The organism is Candidatus Kirkpatrickella diaphorinae (genome assembly GCF_025736875.1).
Classification (GTDB): Bacteria; Pseudomonadota; Alphaproteobacteria; order Acetobacterales; family Acetobacteraceae; genus Sorlinia; species Sorlinia diaphorinae.
In genome coordinates this window covers 1,027,735-1,051,238 of the sequence record NZ_CP107052.1, presented here as the reverse complement: position 1 = coordinate 1,051,238, position 23,504 = coordinate 1,027,735, and the positions used below count along the sequence as shown (strand labels likewise).

General features: G+C 58.8%; 17 protein-coding genes. 6 read left to right on the top strand and 11 right to left on the bottom strand.

All coding sequences use genetic code 11. The features are described 5' to 3' along the window. Window positions 1-231 precede the first annotated feature (231 nt). The 3 genes from N5W20_RS04700 to N5W20_RS04690 all read left to right on the top strand — a co-directional run bounded on the left by N5W20_RS04700 (window position 232) and on the right by N5W20_RS04690 (window position 3,205). The gene (locus N5W20_RS04700; RefSeq protein WP_319807834.1) at window positions 232-900 is read left to right on the top strand and encodes a class I SAM-dependent methyltransferase; all 669 of its coding nucleotides are present in this window, start codon (window positions 232-234) and stop codon (window positions 898-900) included. Between the two features lie 135 nt (window positions 901-1,035). Further along, on the top strand, window positions 1,036-2,247 hold the full coding sequence (locus N5W20_RS04695; protein WP_319807752.1) for a hypothetical protein: 1,212 nt from the start codon (window positions 1,036-1,038) through the stop codon (window positions 2,245-2,247). Window positions 2,248-2,260: 13 nt separating this feature from the next. Further along, window positions 2,261-3,205, top strand: a complete 945-nt coding sequence (locus tag N5W20_RS04690) for a heme o synthase (protein ID WP_319807751.1) — start codon at window positions 2,261-2,263, stop codon at window positions 3,203-3,205. 278 nt (window positions 3,206-3,483) lie between these two features. Here the strand turns inward: N5W20_RS04690 and N5W20_RS04685 are convergent, their stop codons facing one another. From N5W20_RS04685 to N5W20_RS04665, 5 genes are all read right to left on the bottom strand, one after another. Next, on the bottom strand, window positions 3,484-4,443 hold the full coding sequence (locus tag N5W20_RS04685; protein ID WP_319807750.1) for a Tim44 domain-containing protein: 960 nt from the start codon (window positions 4,441-4,443) through the stop codon (window positions 3,484-3,486). 14 nt (window positions 4,444-4,457) lie between these two features. Then, window positions 4,458-5,798: a TldD/PmbA family protein gene (locus N5W20_RS04680; RefSeq protein WP_319807749.1), complete on the bottom strand. Its 1,341-nt coding sequence runs from the start codon at window positions 5,796-5,798 to the stop codon at window positions 4,458-4,460. After that, entirely contained in the window at window positions 5,795-7,060 is a 1,266-nt protein-coding gene (locus tag N5W20_RS04675; RefSeq protein ID WP_319807748.1) for a M16 family metallopeptidase, read from the bottom strand. The genes N5W20_RS04680 and N5W20_RS04675 overlap by 4 nt, the downstream gene beginning before the upstream one ends. A 31-nt stretch (window positions 7,061-7,091) precedes the next feature. After that, window positions 7,092-8,492, bottom strand: a complete 1,401-nt coding sequence (gene thrC, locus N5W20_RS04670) for a threonine synthase (protein WP_319807747.1) — start codon at window positions 8,490-8,492, stop codon at window positions 7,092-7,094. A gap of 64 nt (window positions 8,493-8,556) precedes the next feature. Next, a complete protein-coding gene (locus N5W20_RS04665) occupies window positions 8,557-9,591 on the bottom strand; it encodes an L-dopachrome tautomerase-related protein (protein ID WP_319807746.1) in 1,035 nt (344 codons plus the stop codon). Between the two features lie 148 nt (window positions 9,592-9,739). Between N5W20_RS04665 and N5W20_RS04660 the strand changes: the two genes are divergently transcribed. Then, entirely contained in the window at window positions 9,740-11,458 is a 1,719-nt protein-coding gene (locus N5W20_RS04660) for a tetratricopeptide repeat protein (protein WP_319807745.1), read from the top strand. Between the two features lie 28 nt (window positions 11,459-11,486). On the opposite strand, the gene N5W20_RS04655 is transcribed toward N5W20_RS04660, so the two are convergent. From N5W20_RS04655 to N5W20_RS04640, 4 genes are all read right to left on the bottom strand, one after another. Continuing rightward, entirely contained in the window at window positions 11,487-14,360 is a 2,874-nt protein-coding gene (locus tag N5W20_RS04655; RefSeq protein ID WP_319807744.1) for a [protein-PII] uridylyltransferase, read from the bottom strand. Next, the gene (mutS, locus tag N5W20_RS04650; RefSeq protein WP_319807743.1) at window positions 14,357-17,071 is read right to left on the bottom strand and encodes a DNA mismatch repair protein MutS; all 2,715 of its coding nucleotides are present in this window, start codon (window positions 17,069-17,071) and stop codon (window positions 14,357-14,359) included. The genes N5W20_RS04655 and mutS overlap by 4 nt, the downstream gene beginning before the upstream one ends. A gap of 118 nt (window positions 17,072-17,189) precedes the next feature. Then, window positions 17,190-18,746, bottom strand: a complete 1,557-nt coding sequence (gene murJ / locus N5W20_RS04645; protein ID WP_319807742.1) for a murein biosynthesis integral membrane protein MurJ — start codon at window positions 18,744-18,746, stop codon at window positions 17,190-17,192. 80 nt (window positions 18,747-18,826) lie between these two features. After that, a complete protein-coding gene (locus N5W20_RS04640; protein ID WP_319807741.1) occupies window positions 18,827-19,327 on the bottom strand; it encodes a glutathione peroxidase in 501 nt (166 codons plus the stop codon). Window positions 19,328-19,648: 321 nt separating this feature from the next. Here N5W20_RS04640 and N5W20_RS04635 point away from each other — a divergent pair, with 321 nt between their 5' ends. Further along, window positions 19,649-20,617, top strand: coding sequence for a 3-hydroxyacyl-CoA dehydrogenase family protein (locus tag N5W20_RS04635; RefSeq protein WP_319807740.1), 969 nt, complete (start codon window positions 19,649-19,651; stop codon window positions 20,615-20,617). 125 nt (window positions 20,618-20,742) lie between these two features. Continuing rightward, window positions 20,743-21,717: a Gfo/Idh/MocA family protein gene (locus N5W20_RS04630; protein ID WP_319807739.1), complete on the top strand. Its 975-nt coding sequence runs from the start codon at window positions 20,743-20,745 to the stop codon at window positions 21,715-21,717. On the opposite strand, the gene N5W20_RS04625 is transcribed toward N5W20_RS04630, so the two are convergent. Continuing rightward, complete coding sequence (locus tag N5W20_RS04625; protein ID WP_319807738.1) at window positions 21,689-22,654, bottom strand: NAD(P)H-dependent glycerol-3-phosphate dehydrogenase; 966 nt, start codon at window positions 22,652-22,654, stop codon at window positions 21,689-21,691. The two genes, N5W20_RS04630 and N5W20_RS04625, sit on opposite strands and share 29 nt — an antisense overlap. Then, a complete protein-coding gene (locus tag N5W20_RS04620; RefSeq protein WP_319807737.1) occupies window positions 22,651-23,499 on the bottom strand; it encodes a 23S rRNA (adenine(2030)-N(6))-methyltransferase RlmJ in 849 nt (282 codons plus the stop codon). Before N5W20_RS04620 ends, N5W20_RS04625 begins: the two co-directional genes overlap by 4 nt. Between the last annotated feature and the right edge of the window lie 5 nt (window positions 23,500-23,504).

Genomic DNA, 23,504 nt, shown 5'->3' with positions numbered 1-23,504 from the left:
GACATAACGGGGGACGACGGTGTAAGCAAGGGAATGACGGCGCAGCGTTGCGATGATCATAAGATTGGCGCATCTGTTTGCATCACGCCCTCTCGGGCATAACGACAATAATGTCTTCAGGAGTCCAAAAGTGCAATACGGGCTCAATACGTGGTAGAAGTTGCGGAAGAGAGCAAGATCAGCGCGATGACACGGACCAAAATGCCAGACGCCGCCCATCAGCCCGTTGACATGTCGGGTCTGGCGACCGAGTCTCATCAACCGAAATCCGCTTTGGATGCGGAGGCCGTGCGGGCGGCTTACCGGCGCTGGGCCAATATTTACGACACGGTTTTTGGCGGGATTTCAGCTTTCGGGCGGCGCCGTGCTGTTGATGCTGTCAATGGCTTAAACGGGGATCGGGTTCTTGAAGTGGGGGTGGGCACGGGGCTGGCCCTGCCGCATTACCGCGCTGATAAAATCATCACCGGGATCGACCTCTCCGAAGCAATGCTCGCGAAAGCGCGGGAACGTGTCGCGCGAGAAGCCCTCGGCAATGTCGCTTCTCTGCAAGAAATGGATGCGGAAGCCACAGATTTCGCGGATGACAGCTTTGATATTGCTGTGGCGATGTTTGTCGCATCCGTCGTGCCGAATCCGCGCCGCCTCCTTGCGGAACTCAAGCGCGTAGTGCGTCCGGGCGGCCATGTGCTTTTTGTCAATCACTTCCTCGCGACGGGTGGTGTGCGCCTGCTTTGTGAGCGTGCGATGGCGCGTGCTTCTCACTCCCTTGGCTGGCACCCGGATTTTGCGCTTGAAGCCTTGCTGACGGAGTCCGATATTCGCAAAGCGAAGATCACGCCCGTGCCACCTTTCGGCCTCTTTACGCTTGTGACGCTGCAATGCGACGATGAGTCCTGATATTGTCTTAACAGGTGCGGGCGGTGCCGATTTTGTGCTAAACCCCTGACCATCAACCAAATTGCGGCGCAATTTGGTGCATATTTGCAGCGCGACGGCACGTCATCGTCCCTTCGCGCTTGGAGGGTCTTGACGATGGCGCAGGGCAAGCCGATCTATCGGGGCATGATGATCTCTCAAAATCGTCAAGGCGCCCTTCTGCTTATGATTTCCCTGATTGCAGGTACGCTTGGCGGTTTGCTTGGCCTGCGCGAAACCGGTGTTTCCGGGGGCGCGATGCGCGCTGTCCATGGCGTGCTGCTTGAATTTTACGTGATCACCCCCGCATTTCTTGGCGGGTTGGGGCGACTCCTTCTCCCTTCCGCTTTAGGCCGGCCTGAGGCGCGTTTTCACCCGATTGACTGGGTCGCCGTGGCCCTCCTGATGCTCGGGCTCGGATGCGCGCTCGCGTCACTCGGCGGTTTCGCACCCGGGATGGCTTACAGCCTGATCGCTTGGTCCCTTAGTATGGCGCTTCTCAGTACCAATACAGTTATTTTCATTCTGGAAAATCGTCGGACAGGTTTTGCCGACATGTCGTGTCTGGCATGGACGGAGTTGGCCACGTCGGCCGGGCTGATCGCCATCACCCCTGTTATCGCGATGATGGCGCTCAAAATCCTTCCCGCTTCAAATGCCAGCCTGTCCCTCTTTGTCGGGGTTTTTGCCTTGCCCCTTCAGGCCATCGCCATGTCGGCGACAATCGGGATGATGTCATCTGCATTTTTTTCCGATGATCATGCACCTTCCATCCCATTGATCGTGCTGATCAGCTTTATTGGGCTGGCTGTTCCTGTGATCTGGCTGAAATTCTTCACGATTGGCGTGCTTCAGGCGGGTCACGTCGCCTTGGCCTGGCTGAGTGTGCCGAGTATCGCCGTTATTGCGATTTTCATCCGCCAGCTTTGGCGACCGGTGCGACAGGATATCGCCGCCATCATCTGGTCCATCGGGGCGATGCTTTTATTGGTGGCGGATGGCGTGCTGCAATGGAGAAGCCCGACCGGCATGGCGGAACATGCCATAACTCTTTTCGCCGCCATCTGCGCGCTTTTCGGCAGTTTCTATGCGTGGCAGCGTGCCCAATCGATGATTGTGGTCTCACCATTATTCGGCATCCTCCATTTTTCGACGTTTTTCTCCGGCGTGTTTCTGTCAATGGCGCCTTGGCCTGCGGCGCAGTCCATCGGGCATTTGATGATGTCGCTCTGTCTCGCTTTTGTTGGGGTGCTGCTTCTGCGTCTTGTCCTCTGCACGCGCGATGGGCAGGCGACATCGCCGCACATTGAAATGTCGCACAGGGTTTGAAGAGGGGGCCTTTATGCGCGCCGAGCCGGTGACCTCAATCCATCAATCAACGCCATTCGTGCCTGAAGAAGGCGCGACGATGGCCGATTGGCTGGCGCTCCTCAAACCACGTGTCATCTCACTCGTCGTGTTTACAGGGGCTGCCGGTATGGCTGTGGCGCCGCAATGGCCGCCTGTCATCCTGGCCTTCATCGATATTTTCTGCATCTGCATCGGGGCCGGGGCGGCGGGCGCCATTAATATGTGGTATGATCGGGATATTGACGCAATCATGCGGCGGACATCCGTCAGGCCGATTCCGGACCACCGCATGGACCCTGACCGGGCGCTGACTTACGGGATCGTGCTTTCCGTCCTATCCGTTATATTGCTCTGGCTGGCGAGTAACGCGCTTGCTGCGGCCATCCTCGCTTTTTCAATCTTCTTCTACGCCGTCATTTATACAATCTGGCTCAAACGCCGGACGCCGCAAAACATCGTCATTGGCGGGGCGGCCGGGGCTTTCCCGCCCATGATTGGTTACGCTGCCGCCACGGGCACTTTGCATCTTTTGCCCGTCATCATGTTCGCAATCGTGTTTTTATGGACGCCGCCGCATTTCTGGTCGCTTTCCCTCTACGCATGTAAGGACTACACGCGCGCTGGCATACCGATGTTACCCGTGGTCAAAGGTCCGCGCCATACAAGGTGGCAGATCCTGACTTATACGGTCATTCTGGTGGCGGCCTCTCTCGTGCCGGGGTTCTATCATCTTGCAGGCCCGCTTTATAACATGGCGGCTGGGCTTCTGGGCCTTGGCTTTTTAATCATGGCGCTGGGTGTACTGCGTGATCCTCAGGATCGTGACGGGCAAAGTCTCACCGTAGATAAGCCGGCGCGGCGGGCTTTCCGATATTCCCTTCTCTATCTTTTTCTCCTCTTCCTCGCGCTTCTTATTGATCGGGTTTTCCTGTCATGACGCAAGTTAAGTCACGACGTCAGTCACCGAGGAAGCGGTCACCGCAGCAGCAGCGTTTCTGGGCGATGATGGCGGGCATGGCCTTTCTGTGGCTGTGCCTTTTCGCCATTGCGTGGATTTCTCTGTAGTCAATCACGCCGACATGCGCGAGGATGACGCGCTGTTTTTCTAAACCAGCCTCGTCATTTCACCTGGCCCAGTCAACACGCCCCACCACCGGCACGTCAGGCTGGCAACAAATCACCAGCTTGACACGTGCCGCCCGGGTGGCGGGGAAGTCAGCCGCCCGCCTGCTGTATTGCGGAAAGCACCCAATTCCCGCGGCCATCGGCTCGGACAAAACTCCAAAGCTCCGTCACGATCTGAGGCTCCGTCTGGCTTCCATCAATCACATGGCCCATCTGGTCCGTTGTGATGTCGATCAGACTATAGCGCATCGCGACCGTCGCATAGACAAGCCGCCCCTCTCGCCAAGCTTCGGCAAGGTCTCCATTCAGGAAGGTGACATTGGAGGTAACATTTCGCGCGCCGCGACTGGCATAATCCGTCAATTGCTGGTTGAAATATGACGTCATTTCCGGCGTGGCCATCGTGGAGAGAGCCTGCACATTCTGCGCACTCCAGGCTGCCTGCACATCCACGAGAAGGCGCTGGAATGTCTGATAATCCTCGGCGCTGATGGTGACGTTCTGACTGCCGAAACCCGGTGTCGCATTGGATGAGAAACCGTAAGGGCCGGGCGCTGCCTCATTTCGTGGGGGTGTGACGCCGTTATATTGACCCTGCACCGGCGCGCCATTTCGTGTGAAAAGCCGCACAGCCCATCTCACCACGATGAACAACAGGAAGAGCTGGATGATGACGCCGAGGAGGCTGCCCATCCCGCCAACACCGCCGAAGAAGCCGTGACCCGACAACATGCCGAATAAACCGGCCCCCAGCATCCCCCCGAGGAAACCTGTCATGAGCGGGTTACGGCGTGCGAACCCCATACCCGGCGCCCCCATCGGCCGTTGCGCGCCCCAGGGCCGCGCCGCGCTGGGCGGGGTGCGCGGCGTATAACTGCGATCAAAAGGACGCGCGGCAAAGGGGGCCGTCCGTGTCATGGGCGGGGCCGACCATGTGCGGCCACCCCGACTGCCAAAGGACCCGCCGCCGCCCGCGCGCGCCATGGCGTCCATTCCGGAGGTGCTGATGATAAGCGCTGCAAGGAGCGCATAAATACTGAGTTTCTTCATGATCCGTATTCCAACTACTCGCCCGCGATCATCATATCATTAATGCGCAATGTTGGCGCATTGATACTGCGTCGGAAGGTGAGGTCGTCTGCTGCATATATGTTAAGAAACATATTGCTTAACTGTCCTGCAACGGTCATCCCCGCAACAGGTTCGGCAATTTTACCATTTTTTATCATAAAACCTGACGCCCCGCGACTATAGTCCCCGGTCAGCATATTAATGGTCGATCCGATCATCTCAGTGATAAAGACACCTTCAACGATATCCGCGATGAGGTCCGCCGGGCTTCCCTGCCCACCGGAAAGGTAAAGATTGCTGCTTGTCGGGGCGGGGACGCCACCCGGGGCACGCCGTGCGCATCCATTATTAGGGAGGTTGAGGTGAGAGGCGCTCGTCCGGTCCAGAAGCCAGTTCTGAAGGTGCCCATCCTCAATCAATGTCAAAGCTTGCGGCCGCACGCCTTCACCGTCAAATAGGCGTGAGGCCAGCCCTGCCGGGCGTGTCGGGTCATCAATAACATGCAACCCGGCGGGAAGCACCTGCCGGCCTCGTGAAGCTGCAAGGAATGAGGTGCCGCGCGCAACCGCCATACCATTCAGCGCGGCAGCCAGATGGCCCAGCAAACTGCCCGAGACACGTGGGTCAAACACGGCCGCCATCCGCCCGGTGCGGGGCTTGCGCGGGTTAAGACGGTTTTTCGCCCGAGAGGCTGCATCCTGCCCAAGCATTGCGGGTGAATCGAGATCACCCCAATGACGCGTGACGTGAGAGGCGTAATCGCGTTGCATGTGATCGCCCTGGCCCGCAATCACGCTGACGCTTGCGCCGAAGATCGTCTCCTCACTCTGCGCCATAAACCCGTCACTATCGGCTAAAGATGTGCGTGCGCGCCAGGATGAGGCGGAGGCTCCATTGCTTTTTGTGATGCCGTCTCCCGCCAATGCGCTTTCCTCCGCAATGCGAGAAGCCTCCTGAAGCTGCGCGATGGTGACATCGGGGGTCGGGTCTGCCAGGCGCATTTCCCTCGCGGAAAGCTGCCCTTTCATGTCTTGGGAAGCCAGGCCCGCATGAGGGTTTTCGGGCAGGGCGCGCGCCATGGTGACAGCATGAGACGCCAACCGCGCGAAGCTCTCCTTCTTTGTGACGGTGCTGGAGACATTCGCCACGCGCTGCCCCGAAAACACGCGCAAGCCGAGTTTGACGGTCTGCGCATGTTCCGTATCCTCCAACCGACCCTGCCGGATCGTTGTTGAAAGAGACGTGGCCTCAACCAGCATCGCATCAGCCTGGTCGGCGCCTGCTTTTTTGGCCGCATCCAGCAGGGCGCTGAGGAGATCTTCCTGCGTTTTCATGCGACGGGACAAATGGCGGCGTGGCGCAGCGGGGGCAGCTCCTTGATCGGCCCGACAGAGGCACGGGTGGGCGGTGTTGAGAAGATCTTGCGGGCCGCGTGCAGAATGTCGTCTCCCGAAACGCGGTCAATTTTGGCGATTGTTTCCGAGGTCGGGATAGTATGGCCGAAAATCTGCATCTGGCGGGCGATCTGCTCACAGCGACTTCCGGTATTTTCGAGCGACATCAGAAGAGAGGATTTAAGCTGCGCCTTGCCGCGCCGAAGTTCCGCGTCGGTAAAGCCGTTTTCAAGCTTTTGCAGTTCCATTTCTATGACCGGGAGCAATGTCGCCACATCCTCCGCCGCCGTGCCGGCGTAAATGCCAAAAAGACCCGTATCCATAAAAGGCTGGACGAAAGAATAGACCGAATAAACGAGGCCGCGTTTTTCTCGGATTTCCTGAAAGAGGCGCGATGACATGCCGCCACCGAGCAGGGTCGAAAGCAGCATGACCGCGTGGTAATCATCATCAAGATAGGAAATCGCCTTATAACCCAGAACGATATGTGTCTGGTCCAGCTCCCTATGCGTCACGATTTCCCCACCTGCATACGTGGCCGGTGCCCATGAAGGAGCCTTATGCGTCGGCAGGTCTGCGAAAGATGTCTCGACCATCGCGACGACATCCTGATGTGAAACGGCACCCGCTGCGGCGATGACCGTATTGTGCGTCGTGTAATTTCGCTGCATGAAGGCAAGAAGCGTCTCACGCCGCACGTTGCGGATCAATTTTTCCGTCCCGAGGGTCGGGCGGCCCATGGGCTGGTCCGTAAAGGCCGTTTCCTGAAACTGGTCGAAGATAATGTCGTCCGGCGTGTCATTCGCCTGGCCGATCTCCTGCAAAATCACACCGCGTTCACGCTCAAATTCATGGTCAAGAAACGTGCTGTGCGTCAGGATGTCGCCGATCATATCGACGCCGAGGGCGAGATCATCCTTCAGTAATTTGACGTAATAAGCGGTCTGCTCACGCGCTGTATAGGCATTGATATGGCCGCCTACATCTTCAATCTGCTCGGCAATCTCAGCGGCGCTTCGACGTTTTGTGCCTTTGAACGCCATATGTTCAAGAAAATGCGCGACGCCATTTTCCTCAGCTTCCTCATGGCGGGTGCCGGACGCGACATAGGCGCCGAACGATACCGTTTCGACCCGGTCCAATTTCTCAGTGATAATGGTCAGGCCGTTATCCAACCGGGTGATTTGGCAATGTTCCGTCATAAGGTCTGAGGATCTCCTGAAATCATCTGTGTCAATTTGCGTCAGCCGCGATGTGGGCGCGGACAGCGTCCTGAACAAGCCCGAGGTCACAGGCCAACCTGTCATATCGCTCCGGCTTCTGCATGATGTCCTGCAAGGCGGGCGGCATGTCCGGGCGGAACCCGAGCGCTGCTTCAATCGCATCCGGGAATTTCGCCGGGTGTGCCGTGGCAGCGGCGATCATCGGGGTGCCGGGCTTCTGATTTCCGGCACCCGCGGCGATACCGATGGCGGAATGCGGGTCCGCAATATAATGGCTGCTCTCAAAGATACGTTTTATTTCCGCACGCGTCTGCGCATCATCCAGGCGACGGGCTTTAAAGAGCGTTCCGATCGCGTGCCATGCTTCCGTCGGTACGGCCATCCGGCCGGTCTGGCGGAAGCCCTGCATGGTGGTGCGGCAAAGGGCGCTGTCCCGGCCCAGAAATTCAAAAAGAAGGCGCTCAAAATTACTGGAGACCTGAATATCCATGGAAGGTGACAGGCTGGGGGCAACCGGTTGCACCGACATATCATTATCGAGGATAAATCGGGTCAGAATGTCATTTTTGTTGGAGCCAATGCAGAAGTGACTGATGGGCAGGCCCATGCGTTGCGCGACCCATGCGGCGAGGACATTGCCAAAATTACCGGTCGGCACCGCGAAGGAGACGTCCCGATCCGGCGCACCGACAGCGAGGGCGGCCCGGACGTAATAAGGGATCTGCGCCGCGATCCGCGCCCAATTGATGGAGTTGACGGCAGAGAGCGCGACCTCCTCCCTGAAGGGGGCGTCGGCAAACATGGCTTTGACGAGATCCTGACAATCATCAAATGTGCCGTCAATCGCGATATTCAGCACGTTGGCTTTGGTGACGCTCGTCATCTGGCGGCGCTGAACATCGGATGTCCGGCCATAAGGGTGCAGGATGACGATGGAAACGCGATCCCGCCCTTTGAAAGCCTCAATCGCGGCGGAGCCGGTATCGCCGGACGTCGCACCGACGATGGTGACGTGCTGATCGCGCTTTTGCAGGGCGTCTTCGAAAAGATGCCCCAGTAATTGCATGGCGACATCTTTAAACGCGTAGGTCGGGCCGTGGAATAACTCCATGGCATATTGCTCTGGCGCAATTTCTACAAGAGGCGTGACGGAAGGGTGATCGAAACGCGCATAGGCTTTTCTGCAGAAGCCTTCCAGTTCAGGGAGGGTCAGCACATTCTGCGTGAAAGGGGCAATGACGCGCGCGGCGAGCGCCGCATAAGAGAGGCCCCGCAGACTGCGCCAGTCATCCTGTGTGAATTGCGGCCAGGTCTCGGGCACAAAAAGCCCGCCATCCTCTGCCAGCCCGCCAAGGAGAACATCGTAAAAATCCTTACCTCGGATGGCGCCACGCGTTGATTGATAAAGCATTAAAATAATCTACCACATTCTTTTTGGTACGGGGAGGGACCGGCCATCCGGGCGATGATCGCTGTCATGGTTGCGGATTCCGGTGCGGCGTCACGCCCAGAAGTTCCGACCCGGCAGCAACGTAAATCTCGTTTGTGATGGGGTCGGCATAAGGTGTCTGCGCGTCCACAAATCTATGATCGGCAAGCTGCATGAAAGGGTTGCGACCCGCATCAAATGAGAGCAGGCGGCCTTCACTCCGGTCAATGATATAAAGCGTGTTATCCGGGCCGATTGTGAGGCCACCAATGGTCGGCGTGCGCCGCCATTCCGTCAGGCTTTCCATCAATTCAACGGGGGTGAATTCCGGGTCACGCAGAAGCTCCGTTTTCAGACGGTAGAGGGGGCCGGTCGGTGTCTGAAGATAAAGCCATGCGCCATCCCGCTGGAGCGCGAGGTGTGAAATATTGCGCTGCAAGGGACGCCCATCCGCAGCGCGCACCTCCTGCCCACCAATATTCATGGGACGCTGCCCGAGCATCGCCGGATAATGGGCGAAAAACCGACGCCAGATCTTTTTCTCAAGGTCATAAGTGACGAGTGCCGCATCGCCCTCATCAGCGAGATAGATCATCGGCCCATGTGCCGCGATGGCGATGAAGCGGCTTGTCCCGTCATAAACATCCGGGCTTGCATCAATGCGGGATTGTAACGCGCCTGTCTCCGCATCCAGCTTCAGTAGAAATGGTTGTGCGCCCGGGCGCGCATTGACGACCCATATCGCGCCGTCATCCGCGCGCGCCAGGGCGGAGGGTGCGTCCAGACCATCTTTATCGCGCTGCGCCATGGGGAAGGGATGCGCGTCCCCCGCCCGATCCACCTTGATCAATGATGCTGCGCCGTCTTTCGGGGCGCGTTGCAGGATAAATCCGTCCTTGACCGCGACCACATCATGCCAGTCTGACCCTTCCGGAAGATGCGCGATGACCGTGACATCCGCCGGATGCGGGACGGGCGCCCAGGGTCGCTCCCGCGCTGCAAAACCCCTGAATGGGCAGAACAGAACGACGAATAACAGGATCACCTTGAAGAAATGGGAGAGGCTCGCTGCGTTTTTCATGCTTTCCCACCGGAAGATATGCGCCATGGCGTCCGACCTGATCTCACATTGTTGAGGGAGTGAGCTTATCGGCTTCCTTCCCGTGCGTCTATTGCGCGCCTGACATGATGGGCTTTTCAATCCCGTCATCTAAGTTAAAAATAGAGCGATGCGCCTTGCTTCTCAAAAACAGAATATTGCCGATACAGGAATGGCGCTTCTGGCGTCTGGGGACCTGAAAGGAGCCACTGCGCGCTTCCAGAATATTCTGGCGCAGATGCCGGATGATCACGATGCGATTCACGGCATGGCGTGCGTCGCGCGTGCGGAAAGGCGGCCTGACCGCGCCATTGCTTTGATCGGGCAGGTTCTCAAAGAGGAACTCTCGGATGAGAAGCGGGCGCTTTATCACATCACCCTTGGACATGCGCTGTATGAGGCCGGGCATCTCGAGCCCGCGCGGGCAGCATTTTCCGTTGCGACATTACTGACGCCGCAGGATTTCCGCGCCCATGCCGGTTTAGGCGGAGTGTTGATCCAGCAATCCCGCTATGAGGAAGGGGCCGAAAGCTGGAATCGCGCCGCTGACCTCGCGGCAGAGCCGATCCCGGTCTGGCAGGAATATGCTGAGCGCCTCATGTCCCTGCGGCAATTTGAGGCCGCCGCCGCGCCTTTCCGGATGATTGCGGAAACCCTTGCTGAAAACGGGTTCGCCTGGGCCAATCTGGGTGCGGCTTTATTTGAAGCGGGCAAGATGGAGGCGGCGCAGGCGGCGCTCGATAAGGCGGTGGCACTGGGCGGCGATAGCGCCTATACGCGCGTCAATCGCGCGCTCACCGCTTTAGCCCTAGGCTATTTCGATGCGGCGGAAGCCGATATGGCGCGCGCGCGGAACCTGGCGCCGGATGATCGGCGCATACGCAACAATGCCGCGACATTGATGCAGCAGATGGGCCAGACGCGTGAAGCTGCGGCGATTTACGCAGCGTTGATGCAGGGCGACGATGCGGAAGCGCCGCGCGCGGCTTACAACCTCGCGACATTGCGCCTGGCAGAGGGCAGAATGCGCGATGGGTGGCGTTTATTTGAGGCGCGACATGCGGTCCTCGGGCAATCTTCTCCATTGCCGCCATGGGATGGGCGGGTCGGTTCAGATTGCGTTCTGATTGAGGCGGAGCAGGGGGCGGGGGATTTCATCCAGTTCATGCGGTTTCTACCGGCTGCGCTGGCACGTGTGCCGGTTATTCTTCAGGCTGATGCGGCTCTGCATCCTCTTATCCACCTGCATCCCGCGCTTGACGCGCATTTAAAATCGGGGCGGCTGCGCTGGGCGGGGGACGCGACCGCATCTTGCGGCATGATGAGCCTGCCACATTTGCTTCAGATTGCTGAACCGGATGATACGCCTTATCTTTCCGCCAACGCCATCGCGGCAGGGCGCTCATTTCGGGTGGGAATCTGCTGGCGCGGGTCGTCGCGATATCGTTTCGATGCACGGCGCTCCATTGATCCGGCTCTTCTCGCACCGCTTTTTGCCATTCCTAACGTCAATTTCGTCTCTTTACAAAAAGAGCACGATGATGCGGTGGAAGGGTGCCACATCACGCAAGGCCAGTTGCAGGACTGGCGGGCGACAGCGTCGGAAATTCAAGGATGTGACCTCATCATCTCGGTCGATACGTCCATCGCGCATCTTGCGGGTGCTATGGGACGCGATGTGTGGTTACTCAACCGTTTTGGCGGCGACTGGCGCTGGCTGGGGCCGCGCTGGTATCGCAACGTCACCATTTTCAATGCCGCGCGAGCGGAGCCTCCCTGCGCGGCATGGAAGCCGGTCATCGACGCTGCGTGTCACGATTTGCGGCAACGCGCCGACCAATATCGGTGAGACCCGGGGGGTATAAAGGGCGGTCCGCTCAGCTTTCCAATTCAATGAAGACAGAGTCGGCTTCCGTCAGGCTTTCAATAATGGCACTTCGGATAAGATCCAACTGATCAGGCGCCGTGATTTTATTGCTGTCAGCATCCCGTACGTAAAAAACATCCACGGCGCGCACGCCATAGGTTGTGATGTGCGCTGAGGAAATCTGAAGTCCCAGGCCGTTAAGCGTCTGCGCGATGCGGTAAAGCAGGCCAGGCCGATCCCGGCCGTTAATTTCAATCACGGTGTGGCGGTCAGACGCACGATTATCGATAACGACGCGAATGGGCACGTTGATCAGCCGCATGCGCTTGCGTGACCGCTCCGCCACCGCGCGGCACAGAAGGCCGGGCACGTCGAGCTGGTCATTAATGCTGCGTTCAATTTTGCTGTTAAGTTCCATCAATTGTGCGGGCGTATCAAATGCTTTCCCCCGCGCATCCTGAATCCAGAATGTGTCGAGTGCGAATCCGTCACGCAGCGTATGAATCCGCGCATCGACGATGGATGCCCCCGCCACGGCCAGCCCGCCCGCAATCCGCGAGAACAGACCGACACGGTCCTTACTGATCACTGTGACTTCCGTCACGTCGCGGGAGGGGACGGGGGTGGATTCAACCGATAAAGGCGCGTTGGCGGCATCGGCCTCCGCCAGCAGGCGCGCATGGCGCACATGGGTCGCTGAGTCAAAACCGAGCCAGTAACTCCCATATCCCCGGGCCAGAAAGCGCGCTGTTTCACCGCGCTTGACGCGGTTCTCCTGAAGCATTTTCTCGGCCAGGGCTTTCGCGAAATTAATCCGCTCATCCGTTTCCGAGGCGGCGAGTCCGCCTTCAAGCACTTCCGCGACGCGAATATAGAGCTCGCGCAGCAAGGTTGCTTTCCAGGCATTCCAGACTGTTGTGCTGACCGCTCTAATATCCGCGACGGTCAGGATCAGCAGAAGACGCAGGCGCTCCGGCGATTGGATGACGTCCGCCAGGTCAAGGATCGTCCGTGGATCATCAATATCCCGCCGAAAGGCGGTTTGCGACAGCAATAAATGATGCAGCACCAGCCAGGAGAGCGTTTCCGTCTCCTCCGCTTTCAGGCCGAGTGTTGGTCCCAAACGGGCTGCGATTTCAGCGCCGATAACGGAGTGATCCCCCCCGCGTCCCTTTGCGATGTCATGGATCAGCGTCGCGAAGTAAAGGACAGGGCGTGACTGGATAGCGTCGACCAGCGTGTAAACAATCGGGATTTCGTCCGCCATGCGGCCATTTTCAATTTCCCCCAGCATGCGGACGGCGGCGATGCTGTGCTCATCAACCGTGTAAATATGGTAGGTGTCGAACTGCATCTGCCCGACAACCCGCGACCATTCCGGCAGAATGGCGCTCATCAATCCCGTCTGATTAAGCAGATGTAGCCAGTCCGCCGCGGTTTTCCGGCAGGGGGCATTCTGCCCCGGTGCTTTCTTTTCCACCTCCGAAGGCAGGCCCCGCGCGGTGAGAAGCCGCGCGAAAATAAGCATGCACTCAGCATCATCCCGCAAACTTGTTGCGCGCCGCTCATGCTGGATCAATGCGCGGATGGTGAGGGGGTGAATGGGTAACTGGTTATTCTGCGCGACGTCCAGCAGGCGCAGCATATCGGCGGGCCGTGCATCGAAATCCGTCTGGTCTGTCGGTGCGATCTGACCATCGACCAATGTCAGATGCAGCCCTTTCAAAGCCTCGTAAGCAGGGTTGTTTTTCGTCAGGGACGGTTGCGGCGGGTCAAGGCGCGCCATGATGACAGGCTCGATCAGACAGCCTAGGCGGGTGATTTCCCGCACGGTGAGGAAATAATGCCGCATAAAGCGCTCGACGCCCTGCTGGCGTCCATGGCTGGCATAACCCATGCGCGCGCCGATGACGGGTTGTGTCTCAAACAAAAGCCGCTCATCCGCGCGACCGGCGATGTAATGCAGATGCAGCCGGATGGTCCAGAGGAAGTTCCAGGCGCGGCGTGCGCGCTGGCGTTCCTGTTCGGTCAGGATATCAAGGGCGCTGAAAGCGGGTTCCGTATGCGGGTGCGGCACCGTAAAGACCGAGCCATCGCTTTCAGAGGCGATCCGGGCCATCCAGCCGAGAGTTTGCAAATCACGTAATCCGCCGCGCCCTTCTTTGATATTGGGCTCAACGATAAAAGGGTTATCCCCGAATTGTTTGTGCCGGCGTTCCCTTTCATTCAGGGCGGAGAGGATAAAGGCCCGCGCATCCCCTTTTTCAGAGAGAAGGCAGTTCTGCAATTCGGTGAAGATCGTCAGCGCACCAGCGACAGGGCGGGCATCCATCAAGTTGGCTCGGATGGTGATATCCGTCTTAACGGCCTCCAGACAGCCCGCGACGGAACGCGTGGCATGGCCGACACGAATGCCCAGATCCCACAGAAAATAGAGGATGAATTCGATGCGCTCCGCCAATGGCGGCGTCAATGCGCCTGACGTCAGAAATAACAGGTCAATATCACTATGCGGCGCCAGTAAGCCGCTGCCATAACCCCCTGTTGCACAGATACAGAGAGGTTGCGTGCTGGCCGACGTATGTTTGCGCGCGAAAACATCAAGGCAGTCAATCACGCCATCCATCAGCGCGGCCATCATGCTGGCGGAGGCGATGCCTTTGATGTGGCGGCCCTCAAATAATTGCCGGATCTCCCCATAATGACGTCCAAGATGCCGCCGGAAGATGGCCACGGCGTCTTCCCGCGTCGGGGTTCCGCTTTCACGATATAGGGCGTCGATCGCTATTTCGAGCGAGGTGTGCATCGTCTGGGCATTTGTGAGAGCCTGTTCGATCATCCTCTGGCGCTCCTGATCTGCACGCATATCCTCCCGGGCCATCATGATGCGTCGCGTCGCGCGTGCCCTGATTCCCGCGCGAGGCGTTGAAGCTCATACAGCGCCGCCAACGCGTCCCGCGGGGTGAGGCTGTCAGGGTCCAGCGCTTCCAGCTTGCGGATGACCTTATGAATCGAAGTGGCGTCCGCCGCCAAAGTTTCCGTCTGCCCTGCGTTATCCGCTATCGGCGTGTCGTCATTCTCGGACGGCGCCAAGGGTTCAAAAAGGGGTAGAGGCGCCGCAATGCCCGGTTGCTGTGCCTCCAGCGCGGCCAGCAGACGCGTCGCGCGGTTAACGACAAATTCCGGCACACCGGCGAGGCGGGCCACATGGACGCCCCAGCTTTTACGCGCGGCCCCCTTGCGCACTTCATGCTGGAAAATAATCGTGCCCTTCCACTCTTTGATCATCATCGTATAAGGGGTGAGGTGCGGCATTGAGTCCGTCAGGCGGCCCAATTCATGGAAATGTGTCGCAAAAATCGTGCGGGCGCCGAGCTGTGAATGCAGCGCTTCCAGAGTGGCCCACGCAATGGCGAGACCATCCAGCGTGGAGGTGCCCCGCCCGATTTCATCCACCACAACGAAGGAACGCGGCCCGGCAAGGCGTAAAATTGCGGCTGTCTCGGACATTTCCACCATAAAGGTGGAGCGTCCGCGCGCAAGGTCGTCAGCGGCCCCGACCCGTGAGAAGAGGCGATCCACGACGCCGATCCGTGCGCGCCTCGCCGGGATCGGCATCCCCGCCTGGGCGAGGATCACTGCAAGCGCGGTCTGCCTTAAAAATGTCGATTTGCCCGCCATATTCGGCCCGGTCAGCAGCATGACGCGATGCTCAGGCGGTAAGGCGCAGTCATTGGGGATAAAATGCGTCCCGTCATCCAGCGCTTCCTCCACCACCGGATGGCGGCAGGCTTCAATTTCAAAAGCGCGGTCCGCCGTGACGTCCGGGCAGCACCACACACCCTCCTGTGAGAGTTCTGCCGCGCTGGCCAGCACATCGGCGAGGGAGAATAATTCCGCCATCCCGGCAAGGGCCGGGTGGTCAAGCGCTTCATGGGCGAGCTTCGTGAAAATCTCGACTTCCAGCGCCTGCGCCCGGTCTGCGGCTTCAATAATAGCGCGCTCCAGCGATATCAGCTCATCTGTGCTGAAACGGGCCAGATTGGCCGTGCCCTGCCGGAAGATCAGGGAGTTGTCCTCCCGCAGGCGGTTGGCGTGGGTCGCTGTCGTTTCAACAACATAACCGAGCTGCGCGTGATATTTGATTTTGAGGCTGCTGACCTCATAACGCGCGGCATATTGCGCCTGCAATGCCGCGATCGCCTGACGACTATGGTCCCGCAAGGCGCGGGCCGCATCAAGCTCGGCATTATAATCCGCGGCGATGATATTGCCATCTTCAAGCCGTGCGGGCAGGTCCGGCTTCAGGGCGGCTTCAAGCTTGTTGAGCAACGGGTCCGCACGGCGGTGAAGGCCGGTATAAAGCCTGCGAATATATTCAGGCGTGTTGTCGCTATAAACAGGTCGTAAAAGCGCGATGATGCGATCCGCGGACAGTAACGCCACCTTGACCGCACCGAGATCCCGCGGGACGAGACGCAGGGAGGAGAGGCGCGTCAGCGCGCGTGCAAGGTCGGGCGTGTGTTTCAGCACATCCTGCAATGCATCCAGGAAGCTCGGCGTCCGGGCGAGCCATTTCCATGCTTCCTGTCGCGCGGCGATGGTGCCGGGCTCAATCAAGGGCGATGAGATCCAGCGCGCCAGCAGGCGCTTTCCACCTGCCGTGTACGTGCGGTCCACGGCGGATAATAAAGTGTGGGTGGTGGTCCCGTCACGCGCGGATAGAAGCTCAAGACTTGCCCGCGTTGCCGGGTCGAGGGAAAGGGCGGAGGATTGATCAAGGCGGAGCGGGCGTGAGACGCGCGGCACATTATCCGCCAATGTACGCTTGACATACGCAAGGACAGTTGCGCAGGCGACGATCTCCTCATCCGAGAAGGGACCGAGTGAGCCGATCTGCGTCAGGCCGAAGCGACGCGCCACGGCAAGGCGGGCAATATCGATATCGGGGATGCGCAGGTCACGCACGACATGGCTACGGTACGGTTCCGACACTAAATCATGCAGGTCGGTCAGGATCTCAACCGGGTCAATGCGTGAAAGCAGCTCATCCACTTCAACGACATCAACGATGGAGGTCTCAAGCTCCCCGGTTGAAACGTCGATCCAGGCGGCGCCGATCGGGGCTGAGGCGGCGTTGGATTTGAGGCGGATGAGTGACAGGAGGATATTGGCCTTGCTTGACTCCAGTAATTCATCCTCTGTTAACGTGCCGCGTGTTACCAGACGCACGATTGCCCGTTTGAGGGGGCCTTTCTGCGCCGGATCGCCTTTTTTGGGCGGCGCATCGATCTGTTCCGCGATGGCGACACGGAAATCCCGCCGGATCAGCCGGGCGATGTAACTGGCTGCGGCAGCGACGGGTACGCCGCACATCGGGATCGGTGTTTCCTGATGGCGGCCACGTGTTGTCAGGCTGATATCAAGCGCCAGGGACGCAGTTTCAGCATCCTGGAAAAACAGCTCGAAAAAATCCCCCATCCGGAAAAAAAGAAGGGCATCCGGCTCCTGTGCTTTGAGGGCAAACCATTGCGCCATGGCGGGCGTCGCGCCTTCAGGGGTCGGGCTGGGCGTTTTTCCGGTTTTTTGATTCATCAGTCGACGATGGCTGCTTTTCTTGCGAGGGGGGCATGTCAGAACCGTTGACGGTCCTGACACCGATCATACGCAAAAAATTCACACGAGGTAAGTATTTATCAAGCCTCTGCGCATGTCATGGTGCCGGGTTTTGCATCCTGCGTCGGGCCGCTGCGAGGTCACGCACGCGCGCAACACCTGAAATCTGAAGGCAGGCAAGATATATTGCCGCGCCGGAGGTGATCATGACGCCCAGAACGCCAATCCGGGTCCAGCCTCGCCAGAACATAAAATCCGGGATAAAATACAGCGCCGCGATCCGAATCAACACAGCCATGATGAATGCGGAACCCAGCATGATCAAAAGCCGTCGCATGGTCACGCCAGCGATTCGCATTGCATCGCGTCGATGGAGCAACCACCAGAGCAGACCGAAATTGACCATCGCCGCGAGGGAGCTTGCCAATGGCGGCCCGATATGCGCGAGAGGGCGATAGAGGGAAAGATTGAGCGCGAGATTCAGCGCAAGAATGCCGAACCCGATGCGGACCGGCGTCTTCGTGTCACCTTGCGCAAAAAAAGCGGGTGACAGGACTTTGACAAGCACGAAAGCGGGCAGTCCGATCGCGTAGGCGCGGAGGGATTGCGCGGCGAATGACGCATCCTGCATCGTGAAACGACCATAACCGAAAAGCGCCGACATGATTTCCGGCGCCAGCGCGATGATCCCGAAACTGGCGGGCAGGGTCAGCAACATCGCGTAATCAATGGCGCGATTGAGGGTTTCCCGGCTGCCCTCCCGGTCCCCGGAGGCGTGGTGGCGGGTCAGAACCGGCAGAATGGTCGTGCCAGCCGCTGCACCCAGCACGCCGAGGGGAAGCTGATTGATGCGATCAGCAAAATACAGCCAGGAAATTGACCCTGCTGGCAGCAAGGTCGCAATCATCGTATCAATCGTCAGGTTGATTTGCGTCACCCCTGAGCCGACAAGACCCGGGGCGAGGCGGCGCAGCACGTTGCGCATGTCGCCATCCATGACGGGGCGCTGCAAACGCAGTTTCATGTCCGCCCGGCGCGTGGCAACGTAAAGCAACCCAAGCTGCACAATGCCGGAAAGTGTGATCCCCCATGACGCTGCCTGCGCCGGCATATGAAACACATGTGCCCCGAGGATGATCGCCGCGATGCCGACAACATTGAAAGACACGTAAGCCCCGGCCGCCAGCGCAAAGCGGTGCATACCGTTCAACACCCCGGCAAGGAGCGCCGCGATGCAAATCAACAAAAGGTAAGGGAAGGTGATGCGGCTGAGCGTGACCGCCAGATCAAACCGCGTTGACCCGGCGCCGAAACCGGGTGCGATGAATGAGATCACCCATGGCATGAAGAGTTCACCGAGGATGGTGATCCCGGCCAGCCAGATCGCCAGCCAGCTCATGGTGTTTGAGGCGAAACGGCGTGCGGCTGACGCGCCGTGCAACGTCATCTTCTCGGTAAAAAGCGGGACGAAAGCCGCGTTGAACGCCCCCTCACCGAAAAGACGGCGAAACATATTGGGCAGGCGGAAGGCAATCTGAAAAGCATCCTGCGCGATGCCCGCACCCAGCAGCGCGGCCAGAAGTTGATCCCGCACAAGCCCGAGGACGCGGGAGACGAGCGTCCATCCACCGACGGTGAGAAAATTTCTGAGCATGGCGTCTCTGTTACAGGCTTCGGACGGGAAGAGTCCTTAACGGCACATGGTTTAACGTGCGCGATTATGCCTGAAAGAGATCAATTGTCGAGGCAGCGGCGCACTCGCTCCCTAAAACGACGTGAGCTGGGGCGTGTGATGGATGAGAACCACGCGGCAAGATGTCCGTCCCGCCCGACAATATATTTGTAGAAATTCCAGCGCGGTTTGCTCAGGCAGCCGCCTTCATGCTGCAACCATTGGAACAGGGGCGAAATTTCCGGGCCCTTGATCGTGGTTTTCTGTGTCATCGGAAAGCTGACGCCGTAATTGACGGCGCATGACTCTTTGATGGTGGCCGCATCATCCGGCTCCTGCTGGCCGAAATCATTACATGGTACGCCCACAACAACCAGCCCGGAGGTGCGGTAAAGCGTCCAGAGATGTTGCAGATCCTCATATTGAGTCGTGAATTTACATTTGGAGGCGGTATTGGCAATCAAAACCACCTTCCCCTTGAAGGCGCTGAATGAGATGGGGGTCTTCTCGTCAAGGGCCTTGAGTTCAAGTCGATAAAAGTCGTCAAGGGTCGTCGTCGTCATCAGGTGCTCCGCGTAAGAGACAAGTTAGGTTATACGGTTAATCGACCGGACCCTCAATGAGGGAGCGAAGCCTGGCCGGCTGTGATTAACGCGATGCGGCGTCAACACCTGTAACCGTGCGACGGTGAGACGTCTGACCCGCGCATCGACGTCTGCACACCTTCATTGGAAGTAGGGGACGCGACGTCTGGCCAGCACATCTTGAGTGCCGCGCAATTCAAAATACTGAAATATGCTTCAGGTTTTATTATTGGACGGAAAATATCCATAAAGTAAATTTTAAAGTGCCAATTGACACCGATATTCATGCGGGGTTTCACGATGACGGAAGAACTGAAGATGGTCGCCGTGGTGGGTGCCGGATATATGGGGGGCGGCATCGCGCAATCTCTCGCCGCGTCCGGGCTGGACGTGACGATCGCCGATATCGACCCCGTTTCAACACGCCGGAATTACCAGCGCCTCCTTGAGGAAGCCGCACGCTTTGAGGCGGAGGGCCTGAAGCAGGCGGGCTACGCGGCGCTGGTCAGGGCGAATCTGCGCATGGCGGAGTCCATCGAGGCCGCGGTGAAAGACCGGGACCTGATCGAGGAGGCCGTGCCGGAAGTGCCCTCCATCAAGCAGGCGGTTTACCAGCGCATCTGCGCCGCTGCACGGCCCGACGCGATATTGGGCACCAATACATCGACCCTGCCTGTACACACGCTGGCGCCCTATGTCACGCATCCTGAGCGCTTTCTGATCATCCACTTCAGTAATCCGGCACCATTCATACCCGGCGTGGAAATTGTGCGTGGTGAGGCGACCACTGATGACGTCGTCTCCGCTGTAAAAGCCTTGTTGAAGCGTGCGAACCGCATCGGGGCGGAGGTGGCGGACAGGCCCGCTTTTGTGCTGAACCGCCTGCAATATGCGCTGCTGAAAGAGGCGGATAAAATTGTGCAGGAAGGGGTCGCGACGACGTCTGAACTCGATACGGTCGTGCGCACGACATTCGGGTTCCGCCTGCCCTTTTTCGGCCCTTTCGCCATCGCGGATATGGCGGGGCTGGATGTTTACGCGGATTGTTTCAAAACGGTTGAAAAAGCCTATGGCAGCCGGATGGCGATGCCTGACCTGCTGGCGGAGATGGTGGAGAAGGGCGCCCATGGTGTCAAAAATGGCAAAGGTTTCTACGGAGATTACAGCCCTGAAAAAAAGGCCGCCCTTGTCGCTTATCGTAACAAAGCTTACGCAAAATTACTGGCATTGTTGGAGGAGCTTGGCCCGTCACCCCTTGAAGCGTCATGAAATTGCGGCCGGATCGGTAAGGTGCTTCCAAAGGAAGATGGCCTTCTGGCACGCTGCCATGTTGCGTCAGGGGTGCACGCTGATTCTTCACGAGGCGGATGGTTGAATGCTCTCAGGAGCGCGGCATGATGAAGATCGTTCTGGTGGGTTATGGGCAGATCGCGAAATCCCAACATGTTCCGGTGCTACGAAAATCCCGGGAATTTGAGCTGGTCGGCGTGGTCGATCCGCAAATGGATGTTGATATCGGTCTGCCTTGCTTCCCGGATCTGCCCGCATTCTTTAAGACAGGCCGAGATTGTGACTGCGTGGCAATCTGCACCCCGCCAGCGTCCCGCTATGCTCTGGCGGCAATAGCGATGGAGAAGCGCCTTCATGTTCTGTTGGAGAAGCCGCCTGTTTCCTCCCTTTCCGCGCTTTTTGCGCTGAAGCAAATGGCGGTGCAGCGTGATGTGACGCTTTTCACGGGGTGGCATAGTCGCTATGCGCCGTGCATCCCCGCCATCACGACATGCCTCAAAAATCGCGACATCCGGGAGATCGTGATCTGCTGGCAGGAAGATCACCGTAATTGGCATCCCGGGGCGCGATGGCTCTGGAAAGCCGGGGGGTTCGGCGCATTTGATGCGGGTGTCAACGCCCTCTCACTCCTGCACGCTATTATGAAAGCGCCGTTGGTCTATCAACAAGGAGATATGGCGTTCGCGGCAGGCGCGGAGACTCCAATCCGCGTCGCGCTTCATCTTTCAGCGGGTGCCGAGAAAATCCCGGTTAAAGCGTGGTTTGATATCGGTGCAGAGGCGGATGATGAGAATTGGACCATCACCTGGCACCTCAAAGATGGCACGATCATCCAGGCGCTGGAGAGTGGCGCGTCCTGGTCGGTCAATGGCGAAATTTTGTCGCCCGATGCGGCCGATGCCTATGCGGAGTATCGCGCCTTATACGCTGATTTCGCCAGCAGCATCACGCGGGCATCATCGAATTTCGTCGCCGTCCCTTACCTCATCGCGACAGATTGCCTCGCACAGGGACGGCGTCACGTCGGGGATATGAAAGCACCGGAATGGGTTACTCCGTCGCGAGGGGGCGGGACATGAGGGCTGCCTTCGCCGCCGCGACAGACATATCGCCCGCGATCAATTTTGACACGGTTTCAACGAGGGGCATGTCGATGGCATGGCGGCGCGCCAGCTTAAGGAGGAGCGGGGCGGTGCGACAGCCTTCGACAATGCCATGCGTCTCATCCAGGGCAAGGGCGCGCGCATCCGCATTTTGTCCCAGCGCCAGGCCGAACCGGAAATTGCGGGATGAGGGGCCGGTGCAGGTCAGGATAAGGTCCCCCATGCCGCTTAGGCCGGAGAGGGTTTTTGCCTGCCCGCCAAGGGCACGATTAAGGCGGTGCATCTCCGCCAGGCCGCGCGACATCAAGGCGGCACGCGCATTTTCCCCCAATTGCGCCCCGATGGCGATACCGGCCGCAATGGCGATGACGTTTTTAGCCGCACCGGCCAATTGCACACCCGTCAAATCATCGGAGGCGTAAAGGCGAAAGCGCGGTGACGCCAGTCGGGACGCGATCTCCTCCGCCAACGATAAGTGCGATGCGGCCAACGTGGCCGCCGCGGGCAGGCCTTTCGCAATTTCACCGGCAAAATTCGGTCCGGATAGCACAGCGACATCGCGCCCCGGACAGGTAGCGCGCAAGATGTCGGCGGGGAAGGCGTAGCTGTCACGCTCCAAACCCTTACAACATGCGATAACCAGGCCGTCGCCCATAGAAGCAGCGGCGACGTCGCGCAATGCGTGGGTGGGGGTGGCGAAAAGCGTGTCATCAGCGCCTTTCGGCATCATGTTGGTGACGTTCACGGCGGGCAGAAGCGCGACTTGCGGCAGCCGTGGAAGTCTGCGCGTGGTGGGGTCAACGGAGCTGCGGCTCCAAAGTGTGACGTCATGGCCTGCGCGGGCGAAATTCTGCGCGAGGGCGATCCCCCAGGCACCTGCTCCGATAATGGCGATGTGGCGCGGCGGGCTCATGCTTCCACCAACCAGCGAACGGAGATTTCAGGCGGCTCCTCCTGCTGCAAATAGGGTGCGAGCGCTTCAAGAATGTGGCGCGCATTTTCATCAAATCGATAATGCGGGTTCGCCACGAGAAGGCCGCATCCATTCAGGCGTGTCGGGTCCGTCGGCGGGTTAAGCAGAAATTCGCAGGTCAGAAGTTTCTTGAGACCCGTCTCAATCAGCATATCCTGAAACTCCCGAACAGGGGCGCGATGTTTGATCGGATACCATGCCGCGACCACCGAGGCCGGGAAGCGCCGACGCGCCATAAAAATTGCCGCGCGGAGCCGATCAAACTCATTTGTTTTTTCAAAAGGCGGGTCAATCAGGACCAGCCCGCGCCCGATGAGGCGGGGCGGCAGAAAGGCTTTGACCGCACGGTAACCGTCAAGATGGTGCACAGAGACCTGTCGGTTGCTGCGGAAGAGACGCGCCAGCGCGGCGGCGTCATCGGGGTGCAACTCGGAGCAGATCAACGCATCCTGCGGGCGTAACAGCGACGCGATCACGCTGGGGGAACCCGGATAGGATTGTGGCGCGCCGAAACGGCGCATGAGGTTGATGTAAGGTGTCAAAACATCCGGCAATGCGGCGCCATGCGCGATTCGCGGGGGGATGAGCCGGCCAATCCCGTCGCGCCATTCCTTCGTCTTTTGCGCTTCCTCGGCATTCAGCTCATAAATACCTTTGCCCGCATGTGTGTCGAGCACGGCGAAACCGGCATCCTTGCTTTTAAAATGCGCCAGCAGGTCAACCAAAAGCGCATGTTTGACGACATCGGCGAAATTTCCGGCGTGAAATGCGTGGCGGTAATTCATGCTCA